Source organism: Tessaracoccus aquimaris (assembly GCF_001997345.1).
GTDB lineage: Bacteria > Actinomycetota > Actinomycetes > Propionibacteriales > Propionibacteriaceae > Arachnia > Arachnia aquimaris.
The window spans coordinates 2,909,771-2,925,061 of the sequence record NZ_CP019606.1 but is presented as its reverse complement, the minus strand read 5'-3'; the positions used below and the strand labels follow the sequence as shown (position 1 = coordinate 2,925,061).

General features: G+C 68.7%; 13 protein-coding genes. 8 read left to right on the top strand and 5 right to left on the bottom strand.

The window, feature by feature from the left end:
• Positions 1 to 111 precede the first annotated feature (111 nt).
• From BW730_RS13385 to BW730_RS13350, 8 genes are all read left to right on the top strand, one after another.
• The gene (locus tag BW730_RS13385; protein ID WP_077686688.1) at positions 112 to 1,251 is read left to right on the top strand and encodes an ABC transporter ATP-binding protein; all 1,140 of its coding nucleotides are present in this window, start codon (positions 112 to 114) and stop codon (positions 1,249 to 1,251) included.
• A complete protein-coding gene (locus tag BW730_RS13380) occupies positions 1,248 to 2,942 on the top strand; it encodes an ABC transporter permease (RefSeq protein ID WP_226996815.1) in 1,695 nt (564 codons plus the stop codon). Before BW730_RS13385 ends, BW730_RS13380 begins: the two co-directional genes overlap by 4 nt.
• Positions 2,943 to 2,996: 54 nt before the next feature.
• Positions 2,997 to 4,058, top strand: a complete 1,062-nt coding sequence (locus BW730_RS13375) for an extracellular solute-binding protein (RefSeq protein ID WP_077686687.1) — start codon at positions 2,997 to 2,999, stop codon at positions 4,056 to 4,058.
• Between the two features lie 203 nt (positions 4,059 to 4,261).
• Positions 4,262 to 5,716, top strand: a complete 1,455-nt coding sequence (locus BW730_RS13370; RefSeq protein WP_193432344.1) for a carbohydrate-binding protein — start codon at positions 4,262 to 4,264, stop codon at positions 5,714 to 5,716.
• A gap of 58 nt (positions 5,717 to 5,774) precedes the next feature.
• Entirely contained in the window at positions 5,775 to 6,614 is an 840-nt protein-coding gene (locus tag BW730_RS13365) for an HAD-IIA family hydrolase (protein ID WP_077686686.1), read from the top strand.
• Between the two features lie 38 nt (positions 6,615 to 6,652).
• A complete protein-coding gene (locus BW730_RS13360) occupies positions 6,653 to 8,011 on the top strand; it encodes a sn-glycerol-1-phosphate dehydrogenase (protein ID WP_193432343.1) in 1,359 nt (452 codons plus the stop codon).
• A gap of 274 nt (positions 8,012 to 8,285) precedes the next feature.
• Positions 8,286 to 9,653, top strand: a complete 1,368-nt coding sequence (locus tag BW730_RS13355) for a threonine/serine exporter family protein (RefSeq protein ID WP_226996814.1) — start codon at positions 8,286 to 8,288, stop codon at positions 9,651 to 9,653.
• Positions 9,654 to 9,712: 59 nt separating this feature from the next.
• Complete coding sequence (locus BW730_RS13350) at positions 9,713 to 10,273, top strand: LURP-one-related family protein (RefSeq protein WP_226996813.1); 561 nt, start codon at positions 9,713 to 9,715, stop codon at positions 10,271 to 10,273.
• Positions 10,274 to 10,281: 8 nt separating this feature from the next.
• Here the strand turns inward: BW730_RS13350 and BW730_RS13345 are convergent, their stop codons facing one another.
• The 5 genes from BW730_RS13345 to BW730_RS19470 form a co-directional block, all read right to left on the bottom strand.
• Positions 10,282 to 11,010 (bottom strand): hypothetical protein, encoded by a 729-nt coding sequence (locus BW730_RS13345; RefSeq protein WP_077686683.1) that lies wholly within the window; start codon positions 11,008 to 11,010, stop codon positions 10,282 to 10,284.
• 2 nt (positions 11,011 to 11,012) lie between these two features.
• Positions 11,013 to 11,411, bottom strand: coding sequence for a hypothetical protein (locus BW730_RS13340; protein WP_077686682.1), 399 nt, complete (start codon positions 11,409 to 11,411; stop codon positions 11,013 to 11,015).
• 20 nt (positions 11,412 to 11,431) lie between these two features.
• Positions 11,432 to 13,009, bottom strand: coding sequence for a PGAP1-like alpha/beta domain-containing protein (locus tag BW730_RS13335; RefSeq protein ID WP_145952868.1), 1,578 nt, complete (start codon positions 13,007 to 13,009; stop codon positions 11,432 to 11,434).
• Positions 13,010 to 13,011: 2 nt separating this feature from the next.
• Entirely contained in the window at positions 13,012 to 13,311 is a 300-nt protein-coding gene (locus BW730_RS13330) for a hypothetical protein (RefSeq protein ID WP_077686680.1), read from the bottom strand.
• 842 nt (positions 13,312 to 14,153) lie between these two features.
• Positions 14,154 to 15,257 carry a glycoside hydrolase family 3 C-terminal domain-containing protein gene (locus BW730_RS19470; protein WP_226996812.1) on the bottom strand — a complete coding sequence of 368 codons (1,104 nt, stop codon included), beginning with the start codon at positions 15,255 to 15,257 and terminating at the stop codon, positions 14,154 to 14,156.
• Positions 15,258 to 15,291 lie beyond the last annotated feature (34 nt).

Sequence of the window (15,291 nt, the reverse complement as noted above, 5' to 3'; positions counted from 1 at the left end):
CCAAGGAGGGTCAACCGTGTCGGCACCTCACCAGCTCAGCGGACCTCAGGGCACCTCGCCCCTGCACGCCGGGTCGCCGATCACGACCCTCAAGTGGAGTGGAGCGCTTCAGTGAGCATCAACATCAAGATCCGGGACGCCGTCAAGAAGTACGGCGACACCACGATCATCCCGGGCCTCTCGCTGGACATCCAGCCGGGCGAGTTCTTCACCATGCTCGGCCCCTCGGGCTGCGGCAAGACGACCATGCTGCGCATGATCGCCGGCTTCAACACCATTGAAGGCGGCGACTTCTACTTCAACGAGACCCGCATCAACGACATGGAGCCGTCGAAGCGCCGGATCGGCATGGTCTTCCAGAACTACGCGATCTTCCCGCACCTCAGCGTCCGCAAGAACGTCGAGTTCGGCCTTCGCAACATGAAGTTCCCCAAGGACCAGATCCGCGAGAAGGCCGAGGAGTACATCAAGCTCGTCCAGATCGACCGCTGGGCCGACCAGATGCCCGACCGGCTCTCCGGCGGCCAGCAGCAGCGCGTCGCGCTCGCCCGCGCGCTCGTCACCAACCCCGACGTCCTCCTGATGGACGAGCCCCTGTCGAACCTCGACGCGAAGCTCCGCATCGAGATGCGCGACGTGATCCGCCAGATCCAGCGCGAGGTCGGCACCACCACCGTCTACGTCACGCACGACCAGGAGGAGGCGATGGCCGTCTCCGACCGCATCGCGGTCATGAAGGACGGCATCATCCAGCAACTCGGCACCCCGCCCGAGCTGTACCACCGCCCGAGCAACCTGTTCGTCGCGACCTTCATCGGCCGCTCCAACGTGCTGCCCGCCGAACTCGTCTTCCGCGACGGCGAGGCCATCGTCTCCGTCGCCGGCGGCCAGTTCGTGGTCCCCGGCATCGTCGACGAGCCGGGCGTCGCGGGCGCCGTCCAGGTCTCCGTCCGACCCGAGCAGTTCGTCCTCGACCGCACCGCCACCACGGGCATCCCCGCGACGGTCGACCACTCGATCTTCCTTGGCCTCAACACCCATCACGTCCTCAACCTCAACGACGGCACCACCGTCGAGGTCATCGAGGAGTCGGAGATCGAGGGGCTGCTCGAGCCGGGCACCCAGGTCTTCCTCGACCTCAAGGTCCGCAAGATCAACGTCTACACCGCCGACGGCGAGCGCAACCTGCTCGGCTGGCCTGGCAAGGCCCAGCGCGCCGTCTCCGAGGGCGCCGAGGCGGTCGCATCGTGACCATCCTGTCTGTTCCCCAGGACGGGGTGCGCACCAAGTCGCGCCTCCTCCGTCCCGACGTGTGGACCTTCGTCACGCTGTTCATGTTGGGCGTCTTCGGGCTGTTCCTCGTCTATCCCCTCTGGGGCGTGCTCAAGGAATCGGTCATCGACGGCGACGGCGGCTTCACCTGGAAGTACTTCGTCCAGTTCCTGTCGAAGACCTACTACCTCGGCACCATCCGCAACAGCTTCGTGCTGAGCATCGCCGTCACGCTCGTCTCGCTCGCCATCGGCATCCCGTTCTCGTACTTCTACACCTACTTCAAGCTGCGCGGCGCCAAGTTCCTGTTCGTCGGCGCGGTCCTGTCGTGCATGTCGGCCCCCTTCATCGGCGCCTACTCCTGGATCCTGCTGATGGGCCGTGGCGGTCTCGTCACCCAGTTCCTCGAGACGTTCCTCCCGTTCATCCCGGTCGGCTCGATCTACGGCTTCGGCGGCATCGTCTTCGTGCTCAGCCTCAAGCTGTTCCCGCTTGTCAGCGTCTACATGAACGGTGCCTTCCGCTCCATCGACTCGTCGCTGCTCGAGGCCGCCTCCATGATGGGAAGCACTGGCCTCAAGCGCGTCTGGCAGGTCATGATCCGGCTCACGATGCCGACGGTGCTCGCCGCGTCGCTGCTCGTGTTCATGCGCGCCTTCGCCGACTTCGGCACACCGCTGCTGATCGGCGAGGGCTACCGCACCTTCACCGTCGAGATCTATAACCAGTACCTCGGCGAGACCGGCCAGAACCACAACTTCGCGGCCGCGATCGGCGTGATCGGCGTCCTGGTCACCGCCGCGGTGTTCCTGATCCAGAAGTACGCGACGAGCAAGTTCAACTTCTCCATCAAGGCGAGCCGCCCCGTCGACAAGAAGAAGCCGCGCGGCATCGGCGGCGTCCTGATGTACATCTACATGTACGGCCTCGTCGCGCTCGGCGTGCTCCCGCAGCTCTACATCATCTACCTGTCGTTCCGGAACTCGAACTCGGGCAAGTTCCTGCCCGGGTACTCCTTCGACAACTACCAGGCCGCCGCCTCGCGCCTTCTGTGGCGCTCCACCTGGAACACGCTGTGGTTCGGGTTCGCGTCGCTCGCGATCATCATCGTGATGTCGGTGCTGATCGCCTACCTGGTGGTGCGGCGCGCCAACTTCGCCAACAACCTGATCGACACGCTGTCGATGATCCCCTACATCCTGCCCGGAGCCGTGATCGGCATCGGCCTGGTGCTCGCCTTCAACAGCCCGCCGCTCGCGCTGACCGGCACCGCCACCATCATCATCATCGCGCTGGTGATCAGACGCATGCCGTACACGATCCGCTCGGCGACGGCCACGCTGATGCACATCCCGATCTCCGCGGAGGAGGCCGCCCGCAGCCTCGGCGCCTCGAAGATGAAGACCTTCTTCCGGATCACCACCCCGATGATGGCCGCGGGCATCACCTCCGGCGCGATCCTCAGCTTCGTGTCGATCGTCACCGAGATGTCCAGCGCGATCCTGCTCTACAACAATAAGACGATCACGCTGACGATGTCCGCCTACGTCGCCATCTCCCGCGGCAACTACGGCCTGGCCTGCGCCTTCTCGGCGATCCTCACCGTCCTCACCGCCGTCATCCTGCTGATCTATCTCCGCTTCACCGCGGAGGAAGACATCCAGATGTAGCCCAACCACCCCGTCAACGACGACCACGTCAACACCCACCACTAGGAGAAACAGATGTCCTTCAAGAAGCTCATCGCGGCAGGCACCGCGCTTGCGGCGAGCCTCGCGTTCGCCGCATGCGGCGGCGGAGGCGGCGACACCGCGGGCGGTGGCAGCAGCGACCAGCCCGAGAACATGGATCTCGTCCTGTACTCGTCCATGACGGAGAACGACCTCGAGGTCCTCCAGGGGCTCCTCGAGGAGAAGTTCCCCGGCATCTCCATCGAGATCGTCAACGGCAGCGCAGGCGAACTCACCACCCGCATCCAGTCCGAGTCCGGCAAGCCGCAGGGCGACATGATGTGGGGCGGCCTCGACACCGCCGACGGCGACAAGCACTCCGCGATCTTCGAGCACTGGCTCTCCGACCACGAGGGCGACGTGCAGGACCAGTACAAGTCGCCCAACGGCTTCTACAACGTCGACCACCTCTCCAGCGTCGCCTTCGCGGTGAACAACAACCTGGAGAAGGAACTCGGCCTGTCGATCACGAGCTACGAGGACCTCCTCGATCCCAAGCTCAAGGGCAAGATCGTGATGGCCGACCCGACGTCCTCGTCGTCGGCGTGGAACAACCTGTCCAACATCATGGCCGTCTACGGCAACGACTCCGACGAGGCCTGGAAGATGATCCGCGGCCTGCTCGAGAATGACATCGTCATCGCGGGCTCCTCGTCCGCCGCGTTCGCGAGCGTCGAGGACGGCGAGTACGTCGTCGGCCTCACCTACGAGGACGGCATCGCCTCGCTGCTCAAGAGCGGCGCGGAGAACATCCGCCTGCAGTACCCCGACAACGGCACCAGCGCCTCGGCGTTCAGCACCGCCGTCATCAAGGGCGCCCCGAATGCGCCGCTCGCCAAGAAGGTCATCAACTACATCATGAGCCCCGAGGGTCAGCAGGCCTTCGGTGAGGCGGTCGGCACCGTCCGGATGACCACCAAGGCAGAGGTGAAGTCCGAGTTCCTGCCCGTGACCTCCGAGGTCAAGTGGGTCGAGCGCGACGTCGCATGGCTCACCGAGCACCGGGACGAGATCGTCGAGAAGTGGACCGACGTGTTCACCGAGGTCAACGGCTGACCCCACCCCATGACCGGTCGCGGTCGCTCGGCTCCTGAACGAGCGACCGCGACCGAACGGGAGCCCCAGGCTCCCACCGTGCCCGATCCCGTCACGGATCGACCCCCACGACCGACCCTGGCCCTGGCATGCCCGGAATCGGGCGTCGGCCCCCGCGTTACCCAATCAGGACACCCCCATCCCCCAGGAGGAACCAACCGATCATGGGAACCACCAACCGACCGGGCAGCCGCGCACCGAAGCGCCGCCTGCTCGGACTGCTGCTCGGCGCGGCGCTGGCAGTTGCGGGCGTCATCGCGCCTGCGCAGCCCGCCGCCGCCGACTCGTTCGACGGGCTCGAACTCGAACTGAGCAACGGCCCCTGGCCAACGTCCCACGTCCAAGGCATCGCCGTCGACGCCGAGAAGGGCTTCATCTACTACTCGTTCACCACGCTGCTGGTGAAGACCGACCTGCAGGGCAACGTCGTCGGCACCGTCGGCGGCTTCACCGGACACCTCGGTGACCTCGACATCAACCCCGCCGACGGACGCGTCTACGGATCGCTGGAGTACAAGGCCGCCGAGGCGTTCTACATCGCGATCTTCGACGTCGACAAGATCGATGAGATCGGCATGGACGCGCAGAACTCGCACGTCGTGTCGACGGTGCACCTGCAGGAGGTCGTCGACGACTACGCGGCCGACATGGACGGCGACGGCGACTTCGACGGCAACATCGCCAACACCCCGGACCACCGCTACGGCTCCTCCGGCATCGACGGCACCGCCTTCGGGCCGAAGTTCGGCAGAGCCGACGGCAAGCAGTACCTGACCGTCGCCTACGGCATCTACAAGAACGTCGACCGCGTCGACAACGACCACCAGGTCCTGCTGCAGTACGACACCTCCAAGTGGGCCGCCCTCGAGCGTCCCCTCACCGAGGCCGACCCACACCGCGTCGGGCCAAAGAAGGTCGACGGCAAGTACTTCGTCTTCACCGGCAACACCACCTACGGCGTGCAGAACCTCGAGTACGACGCCTACCTGCAGCGCTGGTGGATGGGCGTCTACAAGGGCACCAAGCCGCAGTACCCGAACTACCTGATGTTCGCGGTCGACGCAAAGGACAAGCCCAAGATGCAGACCCTGACTGGGCTCGGCGGCGAGAAGGGCCTGCTGCTGCCGCTGGCAGACGACGGCCTGCAGGATCCCGCCACCGGGATCCGCGGCTGGAACCAGGACGCCTCCGTCGGCATCCAGAGCCTCGACAACGGCCTGTACTACATCGCCAAGCAGACCAAGTCTGCGGGCGGACAGGGCTCCGTCATCACGCTGAAGAGCTGGACGGGCGACGCGAACGCGCCGTTCGCGACCGTCACGGCCGACTTCGAGTACCCCTGGCAGCGCGACGCGGTCTACACCGCAGGCGACCGGGTGCCATTCGACGGGTCCACCTGGGAGGCCAGTTGGTGGACGCGCGGACAGCAGCCTGGCGACCCCAACGGTCCATGGCAGGAGATCGTCACGGCCCCCGACGGCGCTGCCGTCTGGACCCCGAGCAGGATCTTCACCGCAGGCGACGTCGTGGTGCACGGCTCCCAGCGCTACAGCGCGCAGTGGTGGACCCGGAATCAGGAGCCCGGAGGCCAGAACGGCCCCTGGACGCTGATCGGCTGACCGGCGCCGGGCCGGACAAGCAACGTCCGGCCCGGCCCCCACTCACGAAAGGACACGCATGGAGACCATCGCGCTCGGTCGCCCGACCGGATTCCACGACGCCTATCTCTTCGACCTGGACGGCACCATCTACCTGGGCGAGGACCTCCTCCCCGGTGCCCGCCGCCTCATCGAGGAACTCCGCGGACGCGACATCCCCGTGCGCTTCCTGTCGAACAACCCCACCAAGGCGCCCGCGCAGTACGCCGAGAAGCTCGCGCGCCTCGGCCTGCCCACCCCGATCGGCGACATCGCCAACACCGTCGCCACCATGACCACCTGGCTGACGACCAACCACCCCGACGCCGTCGTGTTCCCGATCGCGGAGCGCCCGCTCATCGAGGCCTTCGAGGCCGCCGGGATCGCAATGAGCGAGGACCCCGACGAGATCGACATCGTGGTCGCCTCCTACGACCGAGGCTTCGAGTACCGCAAGCTGCAGATCGCCTTCGACGCGATCTGGTTCCACAAGCGCGCGTTCCTCGTCGCCACCAACCCCGACAGGTACTGCCCGTTCCCCGGCGGGCGCGGCGAGCCCGACTGCGCCGCGGTGGTCGCGGCGATCGAGGCATGCACCGGCACCACCTGCCGCCAGGTTGTAGGGAAGCCCGACGCGAGCATGGTCGCCCAGGCGCTCGCGGGCCTCGACGTCGACCCGACGCGCTGCGTGATGGTCGGCGACCGGCTCGGCACCGACATCGAACTGGCGCACCGCGCGGGCATGGCGTCCGCGCTCGTGCTCACCGGCGACTCAACCCTCGACGACGTCTCGGCCCTTCCCGAGGACCGTCGTCCCACCTACATCGTCGAGAGCATCGACCAACTCATCCCCGAGCCTGCGACGGTGAGCTCCCGATGACCGCCACGCGGCCCGTCACGACGGGCGAAAGGACCTCCATGTCGTTGATCGAGCGCGCGCTGCAATCCGCCGACGAGACGCGGGCCATCGAGTTCGGCCCGGGCGGGGTGCGCCGCACCGGGCAGATGTTCAAGGACCTGTTCCCCGGCCGACCGGTGCTCGTGGTCGCCGACGGGAACACCTACGCAGCAGCGGGCGAGGCGGTGCTCGACTCCCTGCGTGAGGCGGGCGTCCAACAGGCCGCCGAGCCCCTGATCTTCCCCGGCGTCCCCACGCTGTACGCCGACTACGGCAACGTCACCGTCGTGCGCGACCGGTTGGCCAAACTGCCCGACGCCGTCGCCTGCTCGATCGCCGCCGGCACCCTCAACGACATCACGAAACTGGCCTCCGGCGAGTTGGGTCGCCCGTACCTGAACGTGTGCACCGCGGCTTCGGTCGACGGGTTCAGTGCCTACGGGGCCGCGATCTCCGTCGACGGGTTCAAGATCACCCGCGACTGCCCCGCGCCTGCAGGCCTGGTCGCCGACCTCGACATCATGGCCGCTGCTCCGGCGCGGCTCACGGCGACCGGCTACGGCGACCTCATCGAGAAGATCCCCGCGGGCGCAGACTGGATCCTCGCCGACGAACTCGGCATCGAACCCATCGACGAGCACGTCTGGTCGCTTGTGCAGGGACCGCTGCGCGGCGCCCTCGACTCGCCCGACCGGGTCGCGGCAGGCGACCCCACCGCCATCGAGGCCCTCGCCGAGGGCAACCTGCTCTCGGGGTTGGCGATGCAGGCCATCAAGTCGTCGCGCCCCGCCTCCGGGGCAGGCCACCAGTTCTCCCACACGTGGGAGATGGAGGGGCGCGGCCTCGACTGGGAGCCGCCGCTCAGCCACGGCTACAAGGTCGGCGTCGGGACCGTCGCCTCGCTCGCGATGTGGCAGGAGGCCCTTCGGCTCGACCTGGGGGGCCTAGACGTCGACGCGGTCGTCGCGGCCGCGCCCAGCCGTCAGGACATCGTCGATCGGGTCACGGCTGCGCTCCCCGAGCGGATCGTGGAGGAGGCGCTGAAGACCTCACTCGCCAAGCACCTGGAGGGCGACGACCTGCGCGCCAGGCTCGAGGGCATCGTCGCCGCGTGGCCGCGGATCCGGGAGCGGGTCGCCGCCCAGTTGGTGACGCCGGAGCGGGCCGCCGGGATGCTGGCCGCGGCAGGGGCGCCGAACCATCCGGAGTCGATCGGGATCGGCTGGGACCGGTTCCGGGGCACGCACCACAAGGCGCACATGATCCGCACCCGCTACACCGTCCTCGAACTGCTGTGCGAGACCGGGCAGTTCGACGCGGTCCTTGAACGGCTGTTCTCCCCGGACGGCTACTGGGGCAGGACCCCGCACCCCGCCTGAGCGCCCCCGCGCTCGGCCCCAAGACACGGCGCCTCGGTGGAGACTCTCCGTTCTCTCCCCGGGGCGCCGTCGCGGTGGTTGGGTTGGGCGTTGAGCATGTTTGGTTGCTCGTTGCCTCCCGGGACACATTTGAACGATCAGATCGGAAACGAGTTGCCGAACATGCTCAAGCTCGGAGGCCCGGCAGCGGTCGTGGGCGATCCGAAGGCGCCAGCGACCGGCTCCTGACAGGGCGGTTTCGGGGTCCGCCCGGGCGTCTGGAAACATGGGCGCCATGTCTGTCGGCGGCGCCCACCCGGAGGTCCGGGAACTCAACCTGATCCTCGACCTCTGTCTGAGGATCGGCGAGGTGCTGCTGTCCTCCGGCGCGGGTGCGGCCGACGTCGTCGCCTCGATGCAGGCGGTGGCGCACCACCTGGGGATCACGCGGCCCGAGGTCGACGTCACCTTCACCCAACTGTCCATGAGCTACTCCTACGACCCCGAGCAGATGCCGCTGACGCTGGTGCGCCGGGTCACGCACCGCGACATCGACTACGAGGATCTGACGGTGGTCAACCAGTTGGTCCTCGACGTGGTGGCGGACCGCGTCGACGTCACGGAGGCGCGCTCCCGGATGGCGACCGTCGTGTCGACCCCCCACGCCGCGCCCCGCTGGGTCGTCACCGTCGCCAACGGCGCCATGTGCGGCGCCGTCGCGGTGTTCCTCGGCGGCGGGCCCATCGTCGCGGCCATCGCCTTCCTTGCTGCCGCGGCGATCGACCGGGTGCAGTTGCTCCTGTCTCGGCTGCGGCTGCCCGGCTTCTACGTCCAGGTCGCCGGCGGCGGGGTCGCGACGCTGTTCGCGGTGGCCGCGGCGGCGTCCGGGCTGAAGGTCGACCCGAGCCTCGTCGTGACGGCCAACATCGTCATGCTGCTCGCAGGCATCGGCTTCATGGGGGCGCTGCAGGACGCGCTGACCGGCTTCTACGTCACCGCAACCGCGCGCATGATGGAGGCCCTGTTGGCGACCGCCGGCATCATCGCGGGCGTCAGCGGCGGCCTCGCGCTCGCGGGGCTGCTTGGGCAGGAGATCGGCCATCTCGAACCGGGTCGCACGGGCTGGGAGGAGATGCCTGTCCTCGCGCTGGGCGCGGCCGCCTGCGCGGCGGCCTTCGCCGTCGCCGTCTACGCCCCGTGGCGGGTCGTCGCGCCGATCGCGGCCATCGCGCTGGTCGCCGCCTGCCTGGACCGCGTGATCGCGAACTTCGGCCTGGCGCGACCATGGGGAGCCGGCGCCGCGGCGCTCGCCATCGGCCTGGTCGCCTACGCGGTGGCGGGCAGGGTGAAGGTGCCGCCGCTGGTGATCGTGGTCCCCGCGATCGTCCCGCTGCTGCCCGGCCTTGCGATCTACCGCGGCCTGTCGCTGCTGACGCAGGGCACCGAGGCGAGCACCGCCGCCGGACTGCTGGCGATGATGACGGCGGCCTCGGTCGCCATCGCGCTCGCCTCCGGTGTCATCCTGGGTGAATGGGTCGCGCAGCCGTTGAAGCGCGAGGCGCGCCGCCTGGAGACGAGACTCGCAGGGCCCCGCCTTGTCGGCCCGTTCAAGGCGAGCCTACGGGGCCGGCGGAAGACGCGCGACGAGCAGACCGGCCCCTGACCTGGGGGTTTGCTACGTTGATCCGCGCCTTCGGGCCGTCCATCTCAAGAGGAGCATCCGTGCAGCACTATCCGAAGTTCTACATCAAGCAGCGCATCACCATGATGGTGAACCGCTACGAGATCCGCGTCGCTAACCCCGACGGCACGGAGGGTGCCCTGATCGCGCTCGCGCAGCAGAAGCGGATGGCGCTCAAGGAACAGGTGACGTTCTACGCCGACGAGGCGCGCACCCAGCCCCTGTTCGGTTTCAAGGCACGCAAGGTGATGGACCTCAACTCCGGCTACGACATCACCGACGGCGGTGGCCAGCCGATCGGCTACTTCAAGAAGGACTTCGGGGCGTCGCTGCTGCGCTCGACGTTCCTGCTCAGCGGACCCGGCTACGAGGGGAAGGGGCAGGAGGAGAACCAGGTGGTCGCGATCCTGCGACGCTTCCTCGACTTCCCGTTCCTGCCGATCCACTTCGTCTACGACGATGACCAGGGCAACCAACTGCTCCGCATCGAGCGCCAGTTCGCGCTGCGCGACAAGTACACCGTGACGGTGCCGGACAGCCGGGTCGACTACCGGGTCGCGGCCTGCCTGGGCGTCGCGATGGACGCGTTGATGGCGCGCTGACCGGGCGGTCAGCCGCGCAGGTCGGCGGCCAGGACGACGAGTTCGGCTGCCAGGTCGCCCGGTTCGACGGCGTCCCAATGCTCGCGGTCGACGCGGTAGATCTCCTCGCCGCGACAGAACCACATCAGTGTGTTCGGGCCCTCGACTCCAGGCCCTCCCCACGTCAGCGTCAGCGTCGCGTCGGGCGACAGGGCAGCCTCGGCCGAGCGGCGCAGTTCCTCGGGTGCGCCGTCCCAGGCGGCGATGCTCTCCATCGTCGAGCCGACGCCGGACGGGGGAGTGACGTCGGGCCGGGCGACCGGGCGACGCTCGCCGACCCGCGGACCCGCAGCGAGCGCAGGCGGGAGCACCCGTGCCAGCGAGTCCCACGTCTGGTCGGCGGGCGCGAGGGTGACCTCGACCACCGGTTCCATCTTCGTCAACTGCCCGTTCTCCGAGACGGCGCGCGAGCGGGCGACCACCGTCCGATCGGGCGCGAGGTGCGCGGTGCTGAGGAACACGACGTCACCCATGGTCGCCACCAGCACGAAGCCCGCCTTCGCGGTGACGGCCACGCCCAACGCCTCCGCCCAGCGAGGCTCCAGCGAGCCGTCCTCCAGGTAGAGACCCGCCGCCTGCTGGAAGACCGCCTGGTCCTCGTCCGGCGCACCGCCGGTGCGGTAGCGGTCCTTGGCCTGTTCCCAGGCGAGCATCGGCATCACGCCGAGCAGCAGGGGGCTGTCGGGCAGTTCGATCATTCTTATCCTCGGGGCAGGTCGTACTTGGTTGCCAGGTCGTCGAGCAGGATACTGCGCGCCTCGGTGGGCTTCCCCGCGCCCTCCGCCGAGGGCAGCCCTGTGATCTTGATCCGCAGCGTCGCCCCCTTCACCGGCAGCCCCACGACGGCAGGCGCGACGGCCTCCTCGATGGCGTCGACCAGCGGCGTCAGTTCGGGCGTCGAGGTCGCCTCGACGTTGGCGGTGACCAGCATGGTTCGCCGCTCGCTCATCCCGCCGGTGACGTCGTAGGACGCCTCAACCGCGTCGACGCCAGGAACCGTGGCGGCGGCCGAGGCCACCCCGGCCTCCCAGGTCTGCCTGTCCTCCAGCGCCTCCGGCGCGCAGCCGATCAGCGTGAGCAGGCCGGTCAGAACACCCATGGTCGCGAGGATACGCGGCCTCATTGCCGGCCGATGTCGTACTGGTACGTGACGACGTTGCCCTGGCCGGTCAGGTACGGCGCAAGCAGGTCGTTGAAGCGCTGGATGTCGGCGTTGCCCTGGCTGTGGGTGGCGACGTCGGTGGCGTAGGTCGGCACCCCGTGCGCCGTGCCCGGGTCGGTCCACCGCGGCAGGTGCACCTCGGTGACGTTGGGCTGGTCGTGGACGCCGCCCAGGTCGAGCTTCGGGACCACGTCGGTGGTGTGGTGGAAGTTCAGGACGGGCACGTCAGGGTTGATCGGGATCGTGTTGATGGGCGAGCCCGCCGAGACCACCCCGTCGACCTGGTATCTCGCGGTGAACGCTGGGTCGGCCGCGATGTTAGCGGCGATGATGCCGCCCTGCGAGTGGCCGGTCAGCAGGATGTTGGGGCGCTCGATCGGCCCGTGCGTCGACTCGTACTCGCGGATCGCCATGTCGATGGCGGCCTTGGTGGACTGCGTGACGGCGGAGTCGCCGTAGCCGACGGCCTTGGCATCGGCGGGCCAGTCGGTGCCCTCGATGTCGCCCGTCCAGCCGTTGATGCTTCCCATACCGATGGTGGTGCCCGGCACGTTGACGATGAAGCGGGGCGGGTGGCCCTCGATGACGGAGACCTCGACGGCGGGGCGGTCGGTGCGATCGGAGTCGTCCGGTCCGCGGGTGTCGTAGGGGCGATCGAGGTTGGCGACCAGGTCTGTTACCGACGCGGGGCCGTTGATCTGCTCGGTGCCGCGCAGCGTCGGCACGTACGGCGAGCCGTCGTCGAAGAACTGGGTTCCCGTCAGGTCGCCGATGCCGTGCATCCCCAGATACAACCCCTGGCCGAGCACCTCGGCGGGGGCCGGAAGCTTGCCGGTGTAGAGCATCTCCTGCAGCCAGCGTGGCTGCCTGCCCGCCTCGTCCATGAAGCCGTTCGACGCGCGCTGCCAGGCCTGTAGGGGGCCGACGGCGTCTGGCCACAGCACCTCGGCCGCGTCGACCATCCACTGGTTGGCACCGCTCAGCAGGTCCTGCGCGCCCGCGAAGCCGGAGTTGGTCCAGTCGATCGCGGTCTGCTGCGCGCCGTCGAGCAGGTCGTTGACGACCAGTTTGCCGAGCGCGAATGCGGTCCTGCCGTCGAATCCGTTGAGGCGCAGCACGATGCTGACGACGGCGCCGCTGAGTTCGCTCCACCACCAGGCGCGCCGCGGGTCGAGGCTTGCGGGGAACGACGCGGTCGACGACACCCAGCCGGAGTCGCCGATCGAGAACCGCTTGGACACGGCGTTGCGCTGCAGGTCGCGCTGGTCGGCCTGGAGTCGACGCAGTTCTGCGGCTGCGTCCGAGACGATCTCGGCCTGCTGGCCGAGCAGGTCGGCCAGTTCGGCCCAGCGGTGCAGCATCAGGCGGAAGTCCTGCCGTGACCGGTCGGCGGCCTTGCCGAACCAGACGGGTGGACGCATGGCGAGCACACCCTGGTGTTGCGCCTGGAGAGTCGCGACCCGCTGCCGGTTCGTTGACGCCTCTGCCTCCATAGGGCCGGCGTCCCAGCGCAGCCCGTCTCCCCATCCCGCCATCGTCAGCCTCCGAACATCTCGCGGATCTGGCCGACGCCGGTGTCCTCGGCGTCGCGGTAGTTGTTGGCCGATTCGACCAGCTTGGAGGGATGCTCGCCCAGGTGCTGCGTGACGCGGCGGGTGGCCGCCTCGTAGCGGCCCTGCAGTGCGCGTGCCGCGAAGGCGGCCATGCCGCCGCCCATCGCGGTGTTGGGGGAGTCGACCCGCGCGGAGGAGAACACCTGGCTCGCCTCCTGGGTGCGCGCACCCATGGTCGTCCCGTAGTCGGCCAGTACCCCGTATTCGACGGCGAAATCACTCATGGGAGCCCCTTCCTTTCGTCATCGTATTGGCGGGAGGGGGCAACTCCCCGGACGCTTAGGTCGACGCCACCCCGTTGGTTGAGCCATGGCAGGCGCGGAGCGGCTGGCATCGGTCGAAACCTCGTGAGGTGTCCGCAGTTCTGATGTCCGCTGCCTGGCGTCTTGGAGGTCACGTCTGTCGCTGAATGTCGTCTCTTGGCCGGGTCTCTGCGCTGGTGCGGTTGGTTTCGACACGCGCTGCGGCGCTGCGCGCCTTTGCGCGGCTCAACCCATGGTCGGCGGGCGCTGCGGCGCTGCGCGCCTTTGCGCGGCTCAACCGGCGGTGGCGCGGCTCAACCAGCGGAGCCGGGGTGCCCTGCTCGGGGGTCGGTCTCCGTTGGCTGAGCTTGTCGAAGCCTCCGATCGCCTCGGGGTTTCGGACCCTTCGACACGGGCGCGGGGCGCCCTGCTCAGGGAACGGTCTTGCTGGTCGAGCCATGGCAGGCGCGGAGCGGCTGGCATCGGTCGAAACCCCCGTTGGTTGAGCCATGGCAGGCGCGGAGCGGCTGGCATCGGTCGAAACCTCGTGAGGTGTCCGCAGTTCTGAGGTCTGCTGCCTGGCATCTTGGAGGTCGCGAATACCGCTGATGCTCGCTCTTGGTCGGGTCTCTGCGCTGGTGCGGTTGGTTTCGACGCGCGCTGCGGCGCTGCGGGCCTTTGCGCGGCTCAACCGGCGGTGGCGCGGCTCAACCCGTGGTCGGCGGGCGTTTGCGGCGCTGCGCGCCTTGGCGCGGCTCAACCAGCGCGGGCCGGGGAGCGCCCCTCGGCGCTCCCCGACCCGTTCTCGACCCTCCCCGGTCGCCTCAGTTCGTGACCGTGAAGCTTGCCCTCAACAGGCGGGAACGGTCGCTCGACGGGCCGACCCGCAACTCGAAAGCGCCCGGCTCGACGATCCGGCGACCCTCCGCGTCGACGATCGTGCAGTCGGAGACCGGCAGGTCAAGGTCGACGACCCGAGACTCGCCTGGGGCCAACTCGACCTGTCGGTAGGCCTTCAACTCCTGGTCCGCCCAACTCACCGACGTGACCGTGTCGCTGACGTAGACCTGCACCGTCTCCAGCACGGGACGGGTGCCCGTGTTCGTGACGCGCACGTGACCCCGCACCACGTCCGACGGCGTCAGCGACTCGGTCTCCACCGTCAGTTCCGCGTACTCGACGCTCGAGTACGACAGGCCGTGACCGAATGGCCAGGCCGGGGCCTGCGTCAGGTCGGCGTACCGGTCGCCGTGCTGGCCGCGGATCTGGTTGTAGTAGCTCGGCTGCTGGCCGACGTGCAGCGCGAACGACACGGGAAGCCTGCCGCTCGGCTCGACGAGGCCGAGCACGATCTCGGCGACCGCCTGCCCGCCCTTCATGCCCGGCGAGGCCGCCCAGATCACCGCTGCGGCGTTCCTGGCCGACGGAGGCAGCACCAGCGGCTTGGAGGCCATCAGCACCACGATCATCGGAGTCCCGGTTGCGGCGAGCGCGTCGAGCATCGCGATCTGGCTGCCGATCAACTCGAGCGTCGCCGTCGAGCGACCCTCGCCGACCAGTTCGATCCGGTCGCCGACCACGGCCACCACGTAGTCGGACTCGCGTGCCAGCGCGACCGCCTCGTCGAGTTGGGCCTGGTCGGTCTCGGCGGCCAGGATAACCGGCGGGCGCGGCTGCCCGTCCGGGAAGTGCGACCCCTCGGGGTGCTCCGCGAGGGTCAGGATGTCGGCGCCGCGAGCGTGGCCGACCGCCCAGCCGGACGGGGCGAGGCCGCGGAGGCCGTCGAGGACGGTGGTGATCATGTCGCGCGGATGACCGTCGGGCAGCCAGCCGGCCTGGCCGGAATTGCCCGCCCAGTCGCCGAGTTGGATCTGCGCCTCGTCGGCGAGCGGGCCGACCACCGCGACGCGACGCGGCTCACCGCCCACGGCGCGACCCGTGTCGTCCCGGTCCGCGGACGCC